This is a genomic window from Aureispira sp. CCB-QB1, assembly GCF_000724545.1.
GTDB lineage: Bacteria > Bacteroidota > Bacteroidia > Chitinophagales > Saprospiraceae > Aureispira.
On sequence record NZ_JHBV01000016.1, the window covers coordinates 373,493 to 394,690 of the forward strand.

15 protein-coding genes are annotated in these 21,198 nt (G+C 35.5%); 6 read left to right on the forward strand and 9 right to left on the reverse strand.

What is annotated here, in order from left to right:
- Positions 1-6: 6 nt before the first annotated feature.
- Positions 7-729: a YARHG domain-containing protein gene (locus CG11_RS08040; RefSeq protein ID WP_052594911.1), complete on the reverse strand. Its 723-nt coding sequence runs from the start codon at positions 727-729 to the stop codon at positions 7-9.
- A gap of 32 nt (positions 730-761) precedes the next feature.
- Entirely contained in the window at positions 762-2,054 is a 1,293-nt protein-coding gene (locus tag CG11_RS08045) for a pentapeptide repeat-containing protein (protein ID WP_052594913.1), read from the reverse strand.
- A gap of 555 nt (positions 2,055-2,609) precedes the next feature.
- On the opposite strand from CG11_RS08045, the gene CG11_RS08050 reads away from it, so the two are divergent.
- Positions 2,610-3,578, forward strand: coding sequence for an arginase (locus tag CG11_RS08050; RefSeq protein WP_052594916.1), 969 nt, complete (start codon positions 2,610-2,612; stop codon positions 3,576-3,578).
- Between the two features lie 98 nt (positions 3,579-3,676).
- Positions 3,677-4,765 (forward strand): hypothetical protein, encoded by a 1,089-nt coding sequence (locus CG11_RS08055; protein WP_052594918.1) that lies wholly within the window; start codon positions 3,677-3,679, stop codon positions 4,763-4,765.
- 114 nt (positions 4,766-4,879) lie between these two features.
- Here CG11_RS08055 and rpsT read toward each other — a convergent pair whose 3' ends face one another.
- The gene (gene rpsT / locus CG11_RS08060) at positions 4,880-5,137 is read right to left on the reverse strand and encodes a 30S ribosomal protein S20 (protein WP_052594920.1); all 258 of its coding nucleotides are present in this window, start codon (positions 5,135-5,137) and stop codon (positions 4,880-4,882) included.
- Positions 5,138-5,697: 560 nt separating this feature from the next.
- Between rpsT and CG11_RS08065 the strand changes: the two genes are divergently transcribed.
- From CG11_RS08065 to CG11_RS08075, 3 genes are all read left to right on the forward strand, one after another.
- On the forward strand, positions 5,698-8,757 hold the full coding sequence (locus CG11_RS08065; protein WP_063833047.1) for a 2-oxoglutarate dehydrogenase E1 component: 3,060 nt from the start codon (positions 5,698-5,700) through the stop codon (positions 8,755-8,757).
- Positions 8,758-8,880: 123 nt separating this feature from the next.
- Complete coding sequence (locus tag CG11_RS08070) at positions 8,881-9,441, forward strand: SRPBCC family protein (RefSeq protein ID WP_052594922.1); 561 nt, start codon at positions 8,881-8,883, stop codon at positions 9,439-9,441.
- Between the two features lie 419 nt (positions 9,442-9,860).
- The gene (locus CG11_RS08075) at positions 9,861-10,949 is read left to right on the forward strand and encodes a mannose-1-phosphate guanylyltransferase (RefSeq protein WP_052594924.1); all 1,089 of its coding nucleotides are present in this window, start codon (positions 9,861-9,863) and stop codon (positions 10,947-10,949) included.
- A gap of 208 nt (positions 10,950-11,157) precedes the next feature.
- Here the strand turns inward: CG11_RS08075 and CG11_RS08080 are convergent, their stop codons facing one another.
- From CG11_RS08080 to gcvT, 6 genes are all read right to left on the reverse strand, one after another.
- Positions 11,158-11,475, reverse strand: a complete 318-nt coding sequence (locus CG11_RS08080; protein WP_052594926.1) for a hypothetical protein — start codon at positions 11,473-11,475, stop codon at positions 11,158-11,160.
- A gap of 142 nt (positions 11,476-11,617) precedes the next feature.
- Positions 11,618-12,364, reverse strand: coding sequence for a tRNA pseudouridine(38-40) synthase TruA (gene truA / locus CG11_RS08085; RefSeq protein ID WP_052594928.1), 747 nt, complete (start codon positions 12,362-12,364; stop codon positions 11,618-11,620).
- A 34-nt stretch (positions 12,365-12,398) separates the two neighbouring features.
- Positions 12,399-12,608, reverse strand: a complete 210-nt coding sequence (locus tag CG11_RS08090) for a heavy-metal-associated domain-containing protein (protein ID WP_052594930.1) — start codon at positions 12,606-12,608, stop codon at positions 12,399-12,401.
- Positions 12,609-12,870: 262 nt separating this feature from the next.
- Positions 12,871-13,314 (reverse strand): Hsp20/alpha crystallin family protein, encoded by a 444-nt coding sequence (locus tag CG11_RS08095; protein ID WP_052594932.1) that lies wholly within the window; start codon positions 13,312-13,314, stop codon positions 12,871-12,873.
- A 329-nt stretch (positions 13,315-13,643) separates the two neighbouring features.
- Positions 13,644-15,410, reverse strand: coding sequence for an ankyrin repeat domain-containing protein (locus CG11_RS08100; RefSeq protein ID WP_052594934.1), 1,767 nt, complete (start codon positions 15,408-15,410; stop codon positions 13,644-13,646).
- Between the two features lie 259 nt (positions 15,411-15,669).
- On the reverse strand, positions 15,670-16,761 hold the full coding sequence (gene gcvT / locus CG11_RS08105) for a glycine cleavage system aminomethyltransferase GcvT (protein ID WP_052594936.1): 1,092 nt from the start codon (positions 16,759-16,761) through the stop codon (positions 15,670-15,672).
- Positions 16,762-17,507: 746 nt separating this feature from the next.
- On the opposite strand from gcvT, the gene CG11_RS08110 reads away from it, so the two are divergent.
- Positions 17,508-20,951 (forward strand): S8 family serine peptidase, encoded by a 3,444-nt coding sequence (locus tag CG11_RS08110; protein ID WP_052594938.1) that lies wholly within the window; start codon positions 17,508-17,510, stop codon positions 20,949-20,951.
- The last annotated feature ends 247 nt before the right edge of the window (positions 20,952-21,198 follow it).

A 21,198-nucleotide genomic window follows, 5' to 3' on the forward strand; every position in this document is an offset into this window, starting at 1 on the left:
TATGCTTTAACGCCTTCCTTCTATTTCCTTAATAAGCTTAATATTTCGTTTCTCCAAGGAGGTTAAAAACTTGGTAACATCTGAATGTTGAGGTCTATACCAATCTTGCTGCCTAAAATAAGTATCCATTTCCCCCCCCTCGATAAATTGATATCCGTATCGAGCAAAGATTTCGTTTCTCATAATTTGAAGTGCTTTAGAAGACATCTTTTCAAGGTTTTCAGGAATTAGATTTTCAAACGAAGCATTTGCATACTCTCCATAAAACTCTTCTGATATCTTACTATTTACCCTACGCCCAAGCTCGTATTCTTCTTCTTTCTCCGATAGATTACTCCAAGAATCATAAATTTTCAAACACTTTATTCGTTTTCCATTATTTGTATAAATAACAAATTCCCCTTGATACTTATCTGATTGGAAGCGCCCATTTTTATCAATTGTAACATTAGTTAAATTTTTATAGACACAAATCCTCTCGGCTGTTTTAGCATCAACGTCCCATAGTCCACTTTTTATTTGGGCAATTATTTCATTACCCGTATTGAATAATACCAAAGTAGACTCTCCTTCCGAATCCCCAAAATGATACACTCCAAAGTATTCCATTTTAAATTTAGGACTCCATTTAGTAACATTAGCCGCATCAATTGGTGAAGCCCCAAGGTATTGCCCCCAAATGGCATTAGAAACAAACACTACTATTATCAGTACAAGTAATTTTTTCATTCGAACTATTGATACATTTAAAGCTGGCAAAATCACCAAACGACATCCTTCAACACAGCTCCCCTAAAGCGGCTTCCCTCTAAAACAGCTCCTCTAAAATCGGCTCCTGTCAGATTGCAATTTTCAAAATCAGCTCCTCTAAGGTTTGCATTTACAAAACTCGCTTTTTTGAGATTAGAGCGAGAAAAATCAACATTTTCTAAGTTAGCATCTGCAAAGATAGCCTGCTCCAAATTGGCATCCGTTAACAAACTTCCAGTAAAATCTACATCACTAAAATCTTGTGCTTTGGCATAAACGCCACACCAACTAGAGTAGGGTAAAAACAATTCTTGCAATTCTAGATGATGCTCCATTTTTTTCATATCCAAGATAGCCTGTTTCCCCCGTTTGTTTTCGTTCCCTTTATAAATGCCCAATGCCTGCCCTTGTATCGCTATCAATTGCCATTTTCCGCCTACTCCACCTGAATTTAGAAAGTCTTGGTGCGCTGCAACGACTTCTGCCAATTCCTCCGCACTGAACGCTCCTGCTTGATAGGCTTTCTCTTGCATTTTTTGAGTTTTGATAGGCATTTTTCGAGCTAGTTGATCTGCTAAAGGAAAATGTTGTGTCAGAACCAATATATCCAATGACCAATACTGCTGAATTTTAGGGGGCAACTTCTGAATTGGTGTCTGCTTGTAACCTTCTGGTATTCCAAAAAATTCTTTGCGACGACGCCCAAATGCTTTAGAAGCCAAGACAAAGTCTAAGTACGTAGCAAAATTTGTCCATCTAGAATCTTCAAAGCAAGTACCTGCCTCATCTCCCAAAAGAACTAGTGGCGATTGCCCTTTTCTAAAGAAGAAAGCCATATTACAATAATAAGAGAACTTATCAAAAGGACGAATACAAGCATGGAAATCAACGGTAGAATATATTGTACTTTCTAATACGATATCATCTTGGTAAACATTAGGAGATACTACATTTCGCAAAACATTCTCTAATGGCAGTAACAAGACACAACCATCTTCTTTTTCAAAACTTTCCTCTGTATAATCCCATCCAACGGGAGCAATAGATCGGTGAAATGGCGGGTATTTATCGGTGTGATAGGCAGGATTGTTCTTAAACATCCAACGCAACTGTAGACCATTGGTTTGGCTATAGAATCGACGTATAGCCTCATCAAATTGACAATTGTACTTTGCTTCCAAGGCTTCCAGCTCTCGTTCTGTTAGCGGGGCAAAAGTATGGTAACCTAACAATTCAATGTTTGAATGTCGGGCCAATTCCTTAGCTAAATTATTGAAAGCTTCTATATAGTTTTTTGTTGCCAAAAGGTTCTTTTTATAAAGAATCGAACTGCATAAATTGATGCACACAAGCACTAATATAAACTATTTTAATGATTTATACAAGCCTTCAATTTTAAGACCTTAGGTTTTTATTCCTTGCTTCTTGTTCTCTGTATTTATAATGGCTTCTTCATTTATCCAAGAACTTAAAAAACTTTATTAGCAGTGTTTGTATTTTAAACCAAATTTAGCTAATATCGTTGTTTACTTGTTAAAATCAATGGAATTCCCTAATGTGCCTTTTTTAAAGGTGTTTATTTAGAATGAATGCGATGAACTTTATATTCACAATTCATTATGTAATCGTTCAGAAAAGATTTAATACTTATTTATAAGTAATCGTTCAGAAAAAACTATTATAAAAAACAACCTTCTTTTTGTACTATTCTACATCAAAATTTGCTTCCGCTCTATGCGCTAAAAAATACAAGCATCGTAGATTAACGTCAAAAAGAAGACAATCTTATCTCTGGTTACTGAAACTAAACAACTTAGGTTTTCCTCAAAACTTATCGTTGAAAAGAAAAAAGAACTGTCATGACAAATAAAAATGATAAAATCAGAATACTAGAAGTTCCTTCTGAATTAGGTGCTGGAACTCGTGGAGCCAGTCTAGGAATTGGCGCTATAAAGGTAGCTGCTTTGAATGCTCAAAATAAATATTTTTCAAAATATACCTCTACAATCATCCCGAATGAAAATGAATTACTCTTTGAGGATAGCCCTACCCAATATGCCAATTATATAGATGGTATTGTCAAGGTTTATAATTATGTCTCGCATTATGTTTCGGAAGAGGTAACTTACAACAAACGCTTTCCAATTGTTTTGGCAGGCGATCACTCTACAGCAGGAGCAACGATTACAGGAATCAAAAAATCAAATCCTGACAAACGTCTAGGAGTTATTTGGATTGATGCGCATGCTGATTTACATACACCATACACAACTCCCTCTGGCAATGTACACGGCATGCCTTTGGCGGTCTGTTTAGGAATTGATAATATAGAGCACCAACGCAATGACATTCCCAAAGAAATTGCCGAACATTGGCATCAATTAAAACATATGGGCGGGGTTTATCCCAAAATAGAAGCCAATGATTTGGTTTTTATTGCTCTACGAGACACCGAAGAGGAGGAAGATTTTTTGACCGAACGTTTAGGCATTCGCAATTTTGCGGTTAAAGAAGTACGAGAAAAAGGAACACAACAAACGGTAAAAGAAGTCTTGGCTTACCTCAACAATTGTGACATGATCTATGTTTCTTTTGATGTCGATAGTATGGATTGTGAATTGGTCTCTAAAGGTACTGGAACACCTGTTCCCAACGGTTTATCAGAAGAAGAAGCAACGGATATTGTTTGTGGATTGGTAGCAGATCCCAAAACTTGTTGCTTAGAAGTCACAGAAGTCAACCCTACCTTAGACAACAAACAAAATACCATGGCTGAAACAGCATTTCGTGTTTTAGATCGAGCCACCAATATTGTAAAAAACAGATAATAATACATTTTTCTACTAAAACCTTGACACTTTTGAGGCTTTGAAATGAACAATTCAAAGCCTCAAAAAACACCAAACACCTATTGATAACATACATTATGAGTTACAAAGCAATTCTAGTTGCCCTTCTTATTTTTATTCCCTTTTTAAATTATAGTCAACAATTAATTTTTGCACATCGACCTTTTCATGATGCTCAAATATCTGCTTGGCGGTATAGTCAAGATACAGTAGTCTTTAGTCCAGAAGCATTGATAATGGGTTTTGTAAATTTACCCCATGCTGATGCTCAAAATCCTGAACTGAGCATTGTAATTGACAATCAGTCTGGCAAGCCTATTACAACGACCTTTAGATTAGTTCGATTTGATCCCAGCAAATTGCGTTGGAATGCAGAAGTCAAACGTTTACAAAAAGCCATCTTGAGCAATAAGAATTGGTATTATTTTGAGATAACTCCCAAGCCTGCGGTAACCGATGCTTATAATGGCGTAGCATTTTTGGGTGCTATTCATCAAATTGCAAAAAATAATAAACCAGTAACTCTAACTTACCATATTTCTGGCAAATACGAATCGAATGTATGTACCATTGATTTTAGTCAACAGCAAGGTATTTTTGAAGCACTTTGGGTCAAATTGGATTACTATCAAACGCTGCTCAAAAAAAAGGAAAGTATCGAACAACAACAAGCCAAACTTGTGCAACAATGCCGCCCCTATACATTTAATGAAATTAGTAAATGGGCAGCCAAAGCGACTGGTTTAAAAACTAATTTAGCGGCAACAGATTTGGACTTGTTTAAGGTAGTCGAAAATTTAAAAATTGTAACAGAAGCCATTCCAAACTCTATTTCGCCTTACTTAAAACGGGAGCTACACGCTTTATTTTTATTAGATGTTGCTATTGTAGAAATGCCAGATGGGCGCAGTAAAAATCAAAAAATTCGACAAAAAGAGGATTTGCTCAAACAACTATCGCTGTACCCCGAATTAAAATCGACTTTAGATTTGTATAAGAATACAACAGAGAATGTTCTACTCTACAAAAAAACAGAACAAGCACAGCAAAAGGAGCTGCAAGAGTTAACAAAAAAATATCGCCCCTATCAAGGCATCTATACGACGCATCAAGAACTTCAGGCAGAATTAGATTTGCTAGAGGTTGATTTACAATATTTCGATTAACAATAACTAGCTACCTCAAAATTATAACCTGCGTATACTCGTATACAAACACAAAAAAGTACACTTACTTTAAATAGTAAGTGTACTTCCTTAAAAGAACCTTAGTTCTTTTAATTATTTTGCCAATCCACCAACGTGTTTAGCTAATTTTCCTTTAAGGTTAGCCGCTTTGTTTTTGTGGATTTGATTTTTCTTAGCCAAACGATCAATCATAGAAACAACTTTTGGTAAGAAAGCTTCTGCTTCTTTGTGATCTTCCATACCACGTAATCTACTAATAGCAGTACGAGCAGTTTTTTTGTAAAAACGATTGTGTAATCTTTTTTTTGCGTCTTGACGCATGCGTTTTTTTGCTGATTTATGGTTTGCCATAATTATCTATAAGTTATGATTCTTTCAATTTTTCTTTACAAATGCCTTAAATAATTCCTCTAAGGGCATGCAAAGATAATAATAGTTTCAAAAAATTCAATGTTTTATCAAAAAATAATCATTTTTTCTTCCTTTATGACCTATTATCACTCATTTTTCAAGTAGCTCGTTCTCTAAACTTTATCAATAAATAAATACAGAATAAAAGGTACAACCTCTAACAAACTTCTATAAACCCTAGCCATCGCTTTCTATTCAATGATTTTAGGGAAATAAGCTTGGGAAGTAATTATAACTTTTGTACCTTTATTTTTTAATATAATGATAGGTTTTAGCGGCTGTAATGAATCCTTTTTTTAAAGACGTATCCAATCAATTATTGACCGTTGATTAAAGACCTAAAAAAGAAGAAAAATGTTAAGTTGATGGACTTGATTATTTACAATAATAAGTAATTGAATGTTAAATAACATAAATCCACTGCTTAAATATCATATAACAATAGTTTGTTAAAAATCTATTGACAAACTACTAATGTAAAATGTAATCGTAAAAACAAAATGGATTATTCATTTATTTCCAATGCTCATCCAGCCTATATAGAAGGCTTGTATCAACAATACAAAAACAATCCTGAATCTGTTGCCGATGGATGGAAAGAATTTTTTGCAGGCTTTGACTATGCGACTCAACACGAGAATGGCTTAGAAACAACAGACAGTGCTCCTACCAATCGAGCATCGTTTTCTTCTCCCAAGGAGTTAGCAGTTCTTAATTTGATTCAAGCATATAGAATGCGTGGTCATTTAGTTTCAACAACCAACCCAATTAGAGAACGCAAATTTCGATTCCCTAGCTTGGATTTGGCATATTATGGGTTGTCAAACGATGATTTGAACGCCCAATTTATTGCAGGTAGTGAGATTGGTTTGCCAAATGGCACCTTAAATGAAATTTTAGACAAACTAAAAACCATTTATTGTAGTAATATTGGCTTCGAATTTGCCCATATTGACAATCAAGATAAATACCATTGGCTAAAAAATCGCATTGAAAAAATCAAAGCAGGAGATTACGGTCATAGCTTGGATAAAAAGAAGCGAATTTTAGAAAAATTAAATGGTGCAACTGGCTTTGAAAATTTCTTAGGCAAAAAATATGTTGCTCAAAAACGTTTTGGATTAGAAGGTGGTGAATCTGCAATTCCTGCTTTGGACGGAATCATCAACACAGCCGCTGCTTTAGAAGTAGAAGAGGTGGTGATTGGTATGGCGCATCGTGGGCGTTTGAATGTTTTGGCCAATATCATGGGCAAAACCTATGAATACATTTTTAGTGAGTTCGAAGGAAATATGCCTAAAGATACCATTTTTGGAGATGGTGATGTAAAATACCATTTGGGTTATTCTTCTCAAATCAAAACTCCAGAAGGCTTTGATGTACATCTCAAACTTGTACCCAACCCTTCTCACTTAGAAGCTGTAGGTCCTGTTGTGCAAGGTTTTTCGAGAGCAAAAGCAGATTTGCTTTATAATTCTAATTTTGATAAAATTCTACCAATCCTAATCCACGGTGATGCGGCTGTTGCTGGTCAAGGGGTTGTTTACGAATTGGTTCAAATGAGTGAATTGGAGGGTTACTACACTGGAGGAACCATTCATTTTGTTATCAACAATCAAATTGGTTTTACAACAGATTTTGAAGATGCTCGCTCGTCTACTTATTCTACAGCTGCAGCAGCTTTGGTTCAAGCACCTGTATTTCATGTCAATGGAGACGATCCTGAGGCAGTCCTATTTGTTGCTCAACTAGCTGCTGAATATCGCCAAGAATTTAATACTGATGTTTTCATAGACATGGTGTGTTATCGCAAGCATGGTCATAACGAAGGAGATGACCCAAAGTTTACACAGCCACAGTTTTATGAAAAAATCAAAAAGCATAAAAATACCAGAACCATTTACAGTCAGAAATTGATTGCTAATGGGGAAATTGAGGCAGCTCTAGCCAAACAAATGGACAAGGAGTTTGACGCTTTGCTACAAGCAAAATTTTCGCAAGCGAAAGAAGAGGCTCCTACTTATGAATACCAAACGCCAGAACAAGCTTGGCGTAAGTTAAAGAAACATACTATTCCAGAAGACTATGTTCTTTCTCCAGATACAAGCATCAAAAAAGAAGTCATTACATCAGTATTGAATTCTTTGCAAACGATTCCTGAAAACTTTACACCTCTGCCTAAATTCAAGCGTTTATTAAACCGTACACAGGATTTTATAGATAGAGGATTGATTGATTGGGCAATGGGAGAACACCTTGCGTATGGTTCTTTACTTTTAGAAGGGCACGACATTCGTATTAGTGGTCAAGATGTTAAACGAGGAACTTTCTCTCACCGAAATGCAGTATTGTACGATGCAAAAACAAACAAGCAATACAATCGCTTTAATGATTTAGAGAAAAAACAAGGTCAATTTAGAATACACAATTCTCTACTTTCTGAGTTTGCTGTATTGGGTTTTGAGTTTGGCTACTCATTGGCTAGTCCAGATCCACTTGTTTTGTGGGAAGCTCAGTTTGGTGATTTTGCGAATGGTGCTCAAACTATGTTTGATCAGTTTATTTCTTCGTCTGAAAGCAAGTGGCAACGTATGTCAGGTTTGGTTATGTTACTTCCTCATGGTTACGAAGGGCAAGGTCCAGAGCATTCTAGTGCTAGATTAGAACGCTATTTGCAGAGTTGTGCCGAATTTAACATGACTGTTGCCAATGTCACTACACCAGCCAACTTCTTCCACTTGTTGCGTCGTCAACAAGCTCGACCATTCAGAAAGCCATTGGTTGTGATGAGTCCCAAAAAACTCTTACGTCCGAAGGATATGAATCGTCCTGATGAAGAGGTGTTATATAGAGAATGTGTTTCTTCTTTTGAAGACCTAACGCAAGGTTCTTTCAAAGAAGTTTATGACGATCCTAAAATTACGACTACCAAACAAGCTCAAAAGATAAAACGTGTACTTTGTTGTAGCGGAAAAATCTACTACGAATTACTAGATAAAAAAGTAGCTGATAAGAGAGACGATATTGCTATTGTTCGCTTGGAGCAATTGTATCCGTTTCCTAAAAATCAAGTAAAAGAGGCTATTGAAAAATATAGTAATGCTGAATGGTTCTGGGTACAAGAAGAACCTTCTAACATGGGAGCATGGCAATACATTTTAGCCTTTTATCGTCATTATGACATTCAGCTAGTCGCTAGAAAATCAAGTGCATCGCCTGCTACTGGTTTCAAAAAAGTACACGAGGCTCAACAAGAAAATATTTTGTTGCGCGCTTTTGGTGAATTGGAAAATACGAGTACCTCTTCTAGAGAAGCTAATGTCATGCACTCCCCAACCAACAGTCCTCCAACGAATGGAAGCAAACCAGATGACTTAACAGCTTTAAAGGGACTTGGGAAAGTAGTTGCTAAACAATTGGAAACAGCAGGAATTACAACATTCAAGCAATTGGCTAAATTATCTAACAAGGAAATTCATAATCTAAATGATCAAATCCCTGGATTTGGTGCCAAATACAAACGTTACGATTGGAAAACACAAGCACAAGTGCTGAACTAAAATAAGTTATTTCAAAGACAGTAGTTTTGTGACTCAACAATATAAATAAGTCGTCTAGCTTTAGTCTAGACGACTTTATTGCTTCTTTCAAGCAGTGCAAAACTCACAGAATTAGTAAGACGAATGCCGACACTTTTTATTTTATTTACACTTTTAGGTTTCTTTTTTCTAACCATTGTTTTGGCGGGCTTGTTTTTGCCTTCTACTTGGATTATAGAAAAAGCCGAACTCATCCATGCCACTCCTTCCGACTTATTCTCTTTAGTCAACTCTTTAGAAGAATGGTCTAACTGGACGGTTTGGTCTTCAGAGGATAAAGACTCTAATTTGACCTTTGAATACCCTGATCAAAAAGAAGGCTTGGGTGCTGTTCAAATATGGAGAAACAATCGAATCAATGGAGTTCTAACCATTACGGAAAGTGTTGCAAACAAAGAAATAAAGTACCAATTTGATATTCAAGAAGGCAATCTAACCTTATTGGGCACTATCGTTTTGGCACCTGCTGATACTAACTATACACAAATTGCTTGGCGTTGTCAACTAAAGGAGTTAACCGACAACAACCCCATTCGACGCTATCAAGCATATTTTTTAAAAAATTATTTTGATACGACTATTGAAGCAAATTTGGCATCTATGGCATCTATGTTTAATACAACAGATGATGCTTCGGACGTATAATTAGATAGCTTGGTTTGTCCTATATATATAATAGTTTGTTAAAACTATGTTAGTAGTAGTAAATTAACTTAAGTGTAGCGATCTTACACTATCATTAGCCAACTAATTACTTGAGGCTGTACTCACAAATAAGCAACTCTCTTGGTATAATGCATTCTTGTTACTCATGTGTATAGTTTGCAGCCATGAACCTATGATCTAAAAAATACAACAAAGCATTTTGTATATAATTGATTATTAATACGACATTTAATTCAGAAAACCTTAAATAATTCATTTCATACATTTTAGCTAACTGTTGTTAGATATACATTATAATAAATAACATTCTTTGCAGGTTTAGCTTATCCACCAAAGTGTTTGATTTACTTGTCTTTGTTCAAGAATTAAGCTGCAAAGAGTAACCATTCTTTTATCTTATGAACAATAATAACTATGTTGTTATTATGGCTGGCGGAATTGGTAGCCGCTTTTGGCCTAGTAGCCGCAAAAAAAAACCCAAACAATTCTTAGATATTCTCGGACTAGGAAAAACGCTTTTGCAATTGACATTCGAGCGTTTTACCAATGTTTGCCCTGCTGAAAATATCTTTGTTGTTACCAACTTGGAATACAAACACCTTATCAATGAACAGCTCCCCCAATTAACGGATCATCAAATCCTAACCGAACCCTCTAGAAATGATACCGCACCTTGTATTACGTATGCTGCTCTAAAAATTCAAAAAATCAATCCTAAGGCTAACTTTGTCGTAGCTCCTTCAGATCATATTATTTTGAAAGAGGAACAATTTGTTAATAGAATTAAAGAAGGATTAGATTTTGTAGAAAAAAACAACGCATTGCTTACCTTAGGTATTCAACCTCATCATCCCAATACAGGATATGGCTATATTCACTTTGATAAGGAAAGCCCTGCACCTATTTACAAAGTCCACCAATTTACCGAAAAACCCGACTTAGAAAACGCAAAGAAATTTGTTGCTAGTGGTGACTATCTATGGAATGCAGGTATTTTTGTTTGGAACGTTACTACAGTTTTGGACGCAATAAAGAAATATGCCCCAGAAGTTTATAATATACTAAATCAAGGTGAAGCTCATTGGTGTACGTCGCAAGAACAAAATTTCTTAAATGAATATTATCCTACAACGCCAAGCATATCAATTGACTATGCAATCATGGAAAAAGCAACCAATATCTACACCTTGCCTGCAGATATTGGTTGGTCAGACTTGGGAACTTGGGGCTCTTTACATGAGCAATTTGATAAGGATGAGCACGACAATGCCATCAGTAGCCCAACCCCTGAACTTGTTCAAACCCTAAATACATCTAATTGCATGCTTCGAGCAACTAAAGATAAGCTGGTTGTAGTGAAGGATTTGGAGAACTATATTGTTATAGAAGAAGATAATGTTTTATTAATTTACCCTAAGGATAAAGAACAGGAAATCAAGCAGGTTTCTAAAGAACTAGCAGCTCGTTTTGGCGAAAATTATCTCTAATACGAACTTGGTTATCAACAAATAAAGTTAAGACTCTTGTAAATAAAGAAGCTCATCAGTATACAACCTGATGAGCTTTTTTATATTTCAATAATTCACCGAAAATTCTACCAGCTTAATAGTCAAAAAATTACAATCAACCACAAAGTAGTAGTACGGCTAACTACTAGTATCTTATAAATAGGTACAAAATGGTTGAAACTAGCTCCTATTCTTTTATCTTATCACTTCTTCGACCTCCAAACAAAAAGAAAGCCAATACACAACAAGCTAATAGTACCCAAAGACCACTATTATCTGTTTCTGTAGTATTCGTAGCCAACAACAAGGGAATGTAACTTGCAAACAAAAACAAATGCTTCCTTCCTGTTCCTTCTACAAAAAATCGATGATCAATATAACTCTCTATTTGACTATTTTCGATGGGTGCTTCTAGTCCTATGGCAATGCCTCTATTTCTATTTAGAACCATGCGTTCTGCCGAGTAACTAGCCGCAGCTTCTGGACAATTTTCTATTCTTAGCATAGTACATTTAATTTTAATAATCATTATACAACTATTCCTAGCATCCTAATAGCTCTTATATTGTTAGCAACTATTATTAGCTAAAGAAATCTGTACTATATACAACTTAGATTTTAAAATAATCGTTCAACTACACCTATTTTCAATCAATATAATCGTATTTGATATCCATTAAAAACAAACCTTCGGCAGGAGCAGAAAGGGCATTTTTGAGGGTCTTTTTTTCGTCCAAAGCTGACTTTACTACATCCAGAGACATATTTCCTTTTCCTACATTAAGGCACATTCCAACAATCAGACGAATCATTCCACGCAAAAAACGATTGGCAGTCACTCGATAGATCAACTGTTTTCCATCTTCTTCGATTCCCCATTCAGACTGGCGCAAATCACATAAATTCGTTTTATTATCGGTTTTACTTTTACAAAAAGTTGTAAAATCGTTGTATGCTAAAAGCAGTTGAGCTGCAGCTTGCATTTTATCAACATCTAAGTGTTTTCCAAAACGGCAATAATAAGCCGTTTCTTGTCGAAATGGATTCTGCACTAAATCAAGCACATATTGATAACTTCGAGAAGTCGCATCAAATCGAGCATGAGCATCATTTGTCACCTCGATCAAACGGTAACACACAATATCTTTTCCCAATAAACTATTCAAGCGATAGACAAAATCCTTTTGCAGACCTTCAGGACCATCAAAATGTGCAAAATATTGAAGTGCATGTACTCCCGAATCCGTTCGACCACAACCCACGATTTTAGTGGGTTCCCTCAAAAGGATAGCCAATGCTTGTTCTATTTGAGATTGAATAGTAACTTGATCGGGCTGCTCTTGATAACCACAAAACCGAGTTCCATTATAAGCTAATTCTAAAAAATATCGCATGCTATTATTATTATGATAGGGTTAATAGTTCAAATTATAGCAGTGCAATTTCAAATCCAGCATTATAAACCCTTGTTATAATTTCTTCCGCTGTAACCGTATTCGTTTCTACTGTCAATATTTTTTGTTCATTGCTTGTATCTACAGACCAATCGTGTACCCCTTCTATTTCATCTAAGACAGGTGTAATTTTTTGAACACAGTTGCTACAATTAATATTCGTTTTAAAATGTATTTTGTTCATTATTTTTATTTTTCAATAGTTTGCTAAAACCACATAGCAAGTTGTATGAGTTAACTACTAATTTTTGTTAGTGGTATTTTTGATAGGCTACAAAAATAAAAAAATCGAAGTTACTGAGCAGTAACTTCGACTAATTTAATAACCCTAAAACCTTTCCCGAACCACTGGGATAACCAAAACTTGTTGTATACCATATACAACCTTATAAACCCTTTATATATTTTATCGCACTTTTTTCTTGTATTTCTATCTAATTAGATACTTACAATACTTGTACTTTTATTTTACTTTTCTCTTCCTCTGTTTTTTTAGGAATGGTTACCAATAACACTCCTGCCTCGTACTTTGCTGTAATGTTTTGATAATCGAATTTATCAGTTAAACAAAAGGTTCTTTTAAAAGTTGAGTAATTGAACTCTTTTCTTTTAATTTTTATTTCTTCTGACGCATTTTTGACAATAGCGTTGGCAGAAATAGTCAAGATATCCTCTTCGATATGCAAGTCAAAATCTTCTTTCGCAAGTCCAGGTGCTGCTACTTGCAACTCTAGATAATCAGGGTACTCTAGTGAATTAACGGGTGGAATTGTTTTGGTTGAATCTGTTCCAAAAATATCATTTACCTTGATGTTGTTGACAAAATCATCTACAGCTTTTCCTAATTCGTCAAAATTAAAACCAAATGAATTAAACTTGTAATTACTCATAACTTGTTGTTGTTGTTGTAAGATTATCAATAAATGGCTCCTTTCTAGTTGTTGAAGTAAGAATTGTTTGCTATTTATTGAAGAATATTAGGAGCTAGACTTGAAAACCGGTGCGTCAAATGAAAAACTTATTAAATCAAAATGCTAGTCCTAATATTCTAAAAAACTATTTCTATTAATGATTGTGTTGTTGCTCTACTTAGGTCAATCCTTGTACCAAAACTAAAAAGCTGCCATTAAGTCCATTTTCAAACAAAAACAAGTGACTTAATGGCAGCTTCGGATTACCTTTGGCTGCTTTATTGGCAAATGAGAACAAATTTAAGCCATTAATCAGGAAAATCGCCCCAAGGTTTGCCAGCAACACACTCATACCGAACTTTATTCCATTCATCATAAGCGTATTTATCCTTAAAATCGCCAAAACTAGCTTTTTCAATCAATCCCCATAAGGCTATATCAGCATTTGCAATTTGCTGCTCGTCTTGTCCTTCAAATATAAAAGAACCATATACCGTACGAGCTTTCCAATCGAAAATCGTAAAGTAATACTTTACACCATTTTTGTCCTCTATCTTTATCTGGTATTCAAAAGAAGTTTTGTACCCATCCCCCTTGCCTGTTGGACTTCCAAATAAAAATTGCAATTTTGCTCGAACTTCTGCAATGTGATTAAAACTATGAGACGACAATCCAAAATATGTTTTAATATCTTCGCCAATTAATTTTAATCCATCCAATCGTTTTTTCTGAATCGGTAATTTGCCTTTGGCTTTTCGAATAAAAAATTCATTCTGTTGGTATTCTTCAGCAAATTTGATTTTCCCATCAGGTTTTAGAAACTTTGGTATTGCAGCCAATCGTTTAGCTTCTAACTCTTTTGCTGCTATCCTTGCTTTTTCATCCTCTACATCTTTAACGGCTGCAACGGCTGCAACTTCTTCTTCATCAACTATAACTTGCATCCCTATATCTTCGAAAAATGCAACTATAGATTCGGGATATTCTCGTTCTTTAGCATGCGCCAAAGCATTTTTTCCTTCAAAAGTAACATTAAGATCAGCTCCTTGATCTATCAAAAATTGGAGGGGTTCTACCTTTATAAATTTCTCACGAATCAACTTAATCAACAAAGGCATGCCATCCGAGAAACAAGCATTAACATCTAATTCTTGTTGAAACAGCACATTTCTAAATTTGAATTGAGGATCGGCATATTTTAATACTTTAAATATTGTCGAAACCGAAATAGACATTCCTGCTTCTAACAAAAGAGCCAAACAAGCTGCATTCCCGCCTGCAATAGCAGCATCTAACAAGTTGGTATTCACTCTTGCTCCTGCTTGAATCAATAAAGCAACCGCCTCACTATTGCCCATTTTTAGCATACTCAGCAACAACTTAGACTGATCTACATTAGGGTCAAACCCCATTCCCAACAATAATTCTAATAATTTTAGATTTCCTGTTTTCTGTAATTCATAAAAAATATCGCTTTGCCCCTTCTTATTAGGCAAGGGATAACCTTTATCTATCAACAACTTAGCAACAAGAGGACGACCATGCTTTACAGCATAATACAACAAACTGCTAGTAACATATTGTTCATTAAAAGCATCTTTAAGCATTTCTTCGTCCAATAAATTTTCAAAAATATCTTGAAAACCATCCTCTATCGCCTTTACCAAATAATACTTTTTACTGTATTGGTTTTCTTTTAATTCTTGCAATAGTTTTTTACGCCTACTGGGCTTGATTTTAGGCTCAATCCACTGTGGCCAAGCAACCCGTTTTACAAGGTCGCTAGGATCTGAATGATAAGCAGTATGTTTTGTAGGGTCGTACAAATCGCAAGAAACAATGTCTTTACAATAAATACGAATTCTTCTAGAGGACAATTGGCGCGTTTTTTCAATAGCATATTCCAATTCCAAATCACCTAAAGGTTCAATAATAACAGCTGTCTTATTGGTTGAATAATCCCTACATTGCTCAAAACCTGTCACCCAATTATTATTTTTTAAATGAATAACAATTGGCTTTTGTGGAGCAACGCTTCTAAAAAGTGTTAACGTAGAAGAGTGATCTTTTTTCATAGTATTGTTTTTATAAAAAGCTTGATGCTTAGAATGGAGATAAATCCTTAACAAGGTGCATCAACTAATTTAGTTTTGCAAGCCAATTCTTTGATGTTATATAACTTTTCAGAACCTTTCAAAAATCACAACCACCTAACTAGCAATCTATTAACCAATAAAAAAATCAACTTTCACTCTTAAAAAATAAAAAAAAACACAGCTATAATCTTTAGATTTACAGCTGTGTCAAAATATATTCTTCTAAAAATAGATTTTTTTATTTTAGTTTGTGAAATGGCAAACCAACTATTTTGGCTTCCATCCTTTTGCCTCTAGCGTCAATAAAAATCGAACTTCCTTTCTTAGAATGCTCCTTGGCAACATAGCCCATTCCAATAGAAATATTAACAGAAGGTCCTTTGGTTCCAGATGTTACAACTCCAATCTCATTTCCATTGGCATCTAGAATAGGGTAAGCATGACGAGGAGGACGTTTTCCCAACACCTCAAAACCTACCAACTTACGTTGAACACCTGTAGCCTTTTGTTCAATCAAGAAATCCTTATCAACAAAGTCAACATCCTTTTTCAGTTTAGTTATCCACCCTAACCCTGCTTCTAAAGGCGATGTAGTATCATCTATGTCATTTCCATACAAACAATACCCCATCTCTAGGCGCAATGTATCTCGTGCTCCCAAACCAATTGGTTTGAGACCGTATTCTCCTCCAGCCTCCATAATTGCATCCCAAATTCGGGTAGCATCCTCATTGGCAACATAAATTTCAAAACCTCCAGAGCCCGTATATCCTGTCGCAGAAACAATCACGTTATCGACACCTGCAAAAGTTCCTCTAACAAAAGTATAGTACTTCATCCCTTCTAGGTCAATGTCTGTCAAAGATTGTAATGCTTTTATCGCATTAGGTCCTTGTACTGCCATCAATGAAGTAGCATCTGAGATGTTTTTCATATCAACAGCTGCAGTATTGTGAATTGTCAACCAATCCCAGTCTTTCTGAATGTTAGATGCGTTTACAACCAACATATATTCTTCCTCCCCAAGGTTATAGACCAATAAATCATCTACAATTCCTCCCTTGCCATTGGGAAAACAAGAGTATTGCGCATCGCCTTTTCCTAATTTAGAAGCATCATTAGATGTAACTCTTTGAATCAAGTCCAACGCACCTTCTCCTCTAATAATAAATTCTCCCATGTGAGAAACATCAAACATTCCAACTTGCTCTCGTACCGTATGATGTTCTTCAATTATTCCACTATAAGAAACAGGCATATCATAACCTGCAAATGGTACCATCTTAGCATCTAAGCTAATGTGTCTATCGTATAAGGCTGTTTTTTTCATTGCGAAACAGTATTTAGAAAATGAAGTAGTTAATTGAGTTATTTTTTATAGATGTCTTTTTAAGAGTCTTTCCTTGTCTATCAAAAAAATCTACCTTTTGATAACTTTTGTAGTATTACGAAACCGCTTTTTTGACGCACAATTGGAAGCATTAGTAGACGTAATTACGCCTCGTTTTGCTTAATTCATAATGCTAATTCTACTAATTAAGTAATCGTTCAAAAAATAAGTTCAGTTCAATAAAACACTTATTGCCGTGAAGTTAAATTTTGTTTTGGACAATTCGGCTAAATTTTTGCTATTAAATTTCTATTTAAACCAACTTCCAAAGCAACCTTTCTCATTCTGAATTGTCCTTTTAATAAAGGGACATTATTAAAAACAACCTTTTTATTAACTTTTCGCACAAACAAACCGCCACACACTAAAACAAACCCAATTGATAACCAAACCACTAAATCAAAATAAAAATAGTTTTAATCTAGCAAAAATGATTATCAAAATAATGTAGTAGTGCTTTTTTCATTTTTTTCAAAAACGAAAAATTAGTACGCCACTCATTCACAATAAGCAATATTTATACATAAAACATCTATTGCAACAACATTTAATACGGATAGTTGGTTGAGTAAAAGTCTCTAAATTATTTATCCCCAAATAAAAGAAGTTTATAGATACTTCTTTTTTTAATTGTAAACACAATTCGAACCTTTCACCGCACAAAAGGTTATAAAAACCATTTACGTATGAAACTTCTCAAATGGCTTTTGCCTGTTGTACTGATTCTATTGTCCTCTGCAACTAGCTTTTCTCAAATTAATATTAATACCAATGACTCTATTGCGGTTATCGAGTTGCGAGATAACTTAGGTCTTAGTAGTGTTGCAGGTATAGCTTCCCCTAATGTATCCACTTGGATTCCAACTTATATAGATACCATATACGATCCAACAACTGTTTCTTATAAAGTAAAAAGCATTAATTTTGATGGTTTAGTAGCTGCTCCTGCTACAACAACAACGATTTTGCCCGATTCTATTATTACCGATATACAACTAAACTTTTTGGAGTCCTTATCCTTAAGAAATAATGGAATTGACGATATGGAAGGGAATTTATATGTTGGCTTAATCCCTCCTAGTCTTACCGAAATCAACCTTAATAACAATACAATCGCCAATACTACGGACTTCTTTGTCTTTCTACTCCAAGGATTGACCAATTTGGAAGTCCTCAATGTAAAAAACAGCTTGCTGTCCAATGCTTCTCCTCTGACCAATTATACGATACCTAACTCAGCGGTTTTAGAACATTTGGATATTAGTGACAACGACTTTACAGGAACACTTGACGTAACAGGGCTCGTTACCAGTAGGTTTCCTGGATTGCTTTTTTTATATGCCAATGACAACGATTTTTCTACTTTAATAACTCCTACCACCTTTTCTTCAACGGTTATTTTAGAGAAACTAAGCGTCAACAACAATCTATTACAAGATTTCAAGCCTTTTGAAGATTTACTTAATAACGTGACAACTCTAAAGTGGCTCTATGCTCACAATGCTTTAGATACGGTCTCTATTCAAGATTCACTGGAATTTTCGATTACAACACCTCTTTTAAATCTCAAAATTTTAGACATTTCTTACAATCTTCTTAGAGGAGTTCTTCCTGCGGATATGGTGGAACGTATTCCTAATATAGAGGTATTGTATATTAATAACAACCAAATTAGAGGCAATTTGCCGCAACCTATAGGTACTATTCCTGCCCCAATAAACAACAGCGGCTATGAAGGTTTTGACAACTTGAAAGAGTTAGATATTAGCAACAATTTATTAAAAGGAGAGCTTCGCATAGATTGGTTATTTGGCAATCAATTGTTTAACTATACATCCAACTCAACAATGCCTATTGAGGCATTCTATGCCAATGGCAATAAATTTAATACTGTAAAACCTAGTTTAAACCATCCTTTAGCCAACACTATTTTGAACAATTCATTTGGTGGTCGCTTTGACAATTTAGAACAACTCGAAGTAGGAAATAATATTTTAGGTTTTAGCGATTTATTCAAAATCAAACGAATATTTAATTTAAAACAAATATCAGGAGTTTCTTTTAACCACTACATTCCTCAAGAAGGGATTGATTCAACCTCCTTCGTTTATGCTCCTCAAAAAGAGATAGGAATCGGAGGAATACGTCGTCGCACACCTGGTAGTAGTATTTTATTTACTGCTGGAGCAGGTATTATTGCACAAGAGCAGACTCAAACCAATTACATCACCAACCAATATACTTGGGAACGCATAGATACAGCTAATATTGTAGGGGGTAGTACTGGCAACCCTGTTGTTCAAACCTTAGGTTTGGCAGCCCAACAAGGTGGTACAATTAATCCCAATTTAACCTCTAATAATATTGTTGGAGATCCTTCTTTTGTTTTTGGCGTGGACACAACGGCTGTCAATATTCATCGCTTGGCAATTTTGCCTTTGGATTCTGCCACTCATAGTAATTGGTTGTATAGGGCACAAATCAACAATGATTCTTTCCCTAGCTTGACTTTGTATAGCAAACCCAAAAAAGTAGAGGTAGGCTTTTGTACCGATAGTTCTGGGGCAAATATTTTTTGCCAATCTATTATTGTGCAATTTGATCCAGATAGTTTAGCACAGTTTTCGACACAGCAAGAACAAGATTCATTTAGGACAGCACTTCGTGAAAGTTTGGGAGTGGAATTGATTGAAGAATGTTTGTGTGGGGATATAGAGCTTTGGGCACTTTCTGATACTGCTAAGGCGATGTTAGAATCCAATGGAAAAGGAACCAAACGAGCCGCTTCTGCCGCTTCAGGAAAACCAGAGTTGTTAAGTGCAGACCCCAATTATCCTCTGCTAGAAAGTTCTTCTTCACCTAATTCCAACAATGCTAACTTACCTACTGGTGCGGGCAATTCAACCGCTAGCACCTTAGTAGCTATTATCGACTCAGGAGTGGATTATGACTACACTCCGCTCACTCCTTATTTATCGGAAGGTGCTTCTACGACTACAAGTTGTTTACCCAATGCTACCTTTGGTTATAATTTTGTTGATGACAACAATAACGCCACAGATGATCATGGGCACGGCACCTCTGTTGCAGGGATTGTAGCAGGTATTAGCCAACAAAATATCCTTCCTGATACTGGAAATCTAAAAACAGATATAGGTATCTTACCTTTAAAATATACGGATAAAAATGGCGCTGGCTCATTGTTCCATGCTGCTTGTGCCTTGCGTTATGCAGCAGATTATGAACGTCCAACAACAACAGGAGGTACCGCAAAAGTGCGTGTGATCAACACAAGTTGGGGATATTATGGGGATCCCTGTATTGTTTTAGAAAACGTCATTGAATACGCTGCTGAAGAATGCGATATTTTAATTGTCGCTTCTGCAGGAAATGATGCCACTCAGGTTCATGGTAGCAAAGAAAGACGCCACTGGCCCTCTAATTCTATTTTTGATCCCACGAATAGCATTGTTGCCGACAATATCTTATCTGTAGCAGGTGTAACCCCTAATGGTGCTGTTTTGAACCCTAATTCTAATTATAGCAACATTCATATTGATTTGGCAGCTCCTTGGAATGATGTAACCGCATTGGCGGGAAGCAACAATAGCTTCCATACGGTTGGAGGAACTTCATTTGCTGCCCCTCAAGTAACCCGAGCAGCTGCTTTATTATTTGACAAATATCCTGATGCTACTTATTTTGCTGTTAAGCATGCCTTGATGGAGGGGGTTGACATTTTACCTAGTGCCGATAGCGCAAAACTAGTTTCTGGTGGACGAATTAATTATGCAAAAGCAGATTCTATTCTCAATATTATTACCAACAGAGCAACTTGTACTCCTAACATAACTGTAAATGTTGACAAAATAACGGAACTAAGTCATTCCATCAAAATCTACCCTAATCCATTCTCCAACAACTTAACACTTGAATTTGATTATGAATTGAGTACGCACCCTATTGAACTCAAGTTATTCAATATTAGTGGTCAAGAAATTCACTATCAAAGACTAACGACAGGTACCACCAATACCAATGTTACTACAGAAAACTTAGCTGCTGGTATTTATTTTATGCAAGTCACTATTAATAACAAACAATACAGCCAAAAAATTATTAAATTTTAATTGTACTCAACAATAGTTAGCTGCGCTCACGAAGTACCACGTATAGCAGCGAACCGAGCTATGCGAGTTCACGACAGTAGGGAGTAACAAAGCTAACTAAAAGCGCAGCGCTCACGAAGTAAACTAATATAAATGTGATTTTTTATCTTTTTGGTACCTAAGCTTGCGATCTCATACACTACTTTTAATTAAACCGCAATACAATTAAATAGTAGTTCTACTGCACGACTACTACGTAGATTAAGCG

What these genes read in the sequence shown, in the direction of transcription:
- CG11_RS08040 (WP_052594911.1), bottom strand. Translation starts at nt 729, where the DNA reads ATGAAAAAATTACTTGTACTGATAATAGTAGTGTTTGTTTCTAATGCC.
- CG11_RS08050 (WP_052594916.1), top strand. Translation starts at nt 2,610, where the DNA reads ATGACAAATAAAAATGATAAAATCAGAATACTAGAAGTTCCTTCTGAA.
- CG11_RS08055 (WP_052594918.1), top strand. Translation starts at nt 3,677, where the DNA reads ATGAGTTACAAAGCAATTCTAGTTGCCCTTCTTATTTTTATTCCCTTT.
- rpsT (WP_052594920.1), bottom strand. Translation starts at nt 5,137, where the DNA reads ATGGCAAACCATAAATCAGCAAAAAAACGCATGCGTCAAGACGCAAAA.
- CG11_RS08065 (WP_063833047.1), top strand. Translation starts at nt 5,698, where the DNA reads ATGGATTATTCATTTATTTCCAATGCTCATCCAGCCTATATAGAAGGC.
- CG11_RS08070 (WP_052594922.1), top strand. Translation starts at nt 8,881, where the DNA reads ATGCCGACACTTTTTATTTTATTTACACTTTTAGGTTTCTTTTTTCTA.
- CG11_RS08075 (WP_052594924.1), top strand. Translation starts at nt 9,861, where the DNA reads ATGAACAATAATAACTATGTTGTTATTATGGCTGGCGGAATTGGTAGC.
- CG11_RS08080 (WP_052594926.1), bottom strand. Translation starts at nt 11,475, where the DNA reads ATGCTAAGAATAGAAAATTGTCCAGAAGCTGCGGCTAGTTACTCGGCA.
- truA (WP_052594928.1), bottom strand. Translation starts at nt 12,364, where the DNA reads ATGCGATATTTTTTAGAATTAGCTTATAATGGAACTCGGTTTTGTGGT.
- CG11_RS08090 (WP_052594930.1), bottom strand. Translation starts at nt 12,608, where the DNA reads ATGAACAAAATACATTTTAAAACGAATATTAATTGTAGCAACTGTGTT.
- CG11_RS08095 (WP_052594932.1), bottom strand. Translation starts at nt 13,314, where the DNA reads ATGAGTAATTACAAGTTTAATTCATTTGGTTTTAATTTTGACGAATTA.
- CG11_RS08100 (WP_052594934.1), bottom strand. Translation starts at nt 15,410, where the DNA reads ATGAAAAAAGATCACTCTTCTACGTTAACACTTTTTAGAAGCGTTGCT.
- gcvT (WP_052594936.1), bottom strand. Translation starts at nt 16,761, where the DNA reads ATGAAAAAAACAGCCTTATACGATAGACACATTAGCTTAGATGCTAAG.
- CG11_RS08110 (WP_052594938.1), top strand. Translation starts at nt 17,508, where the DNA reads ATGAAACTTCTCAAATGGCTTTTGCCTGTTGTACTGATTCTATTGTCC.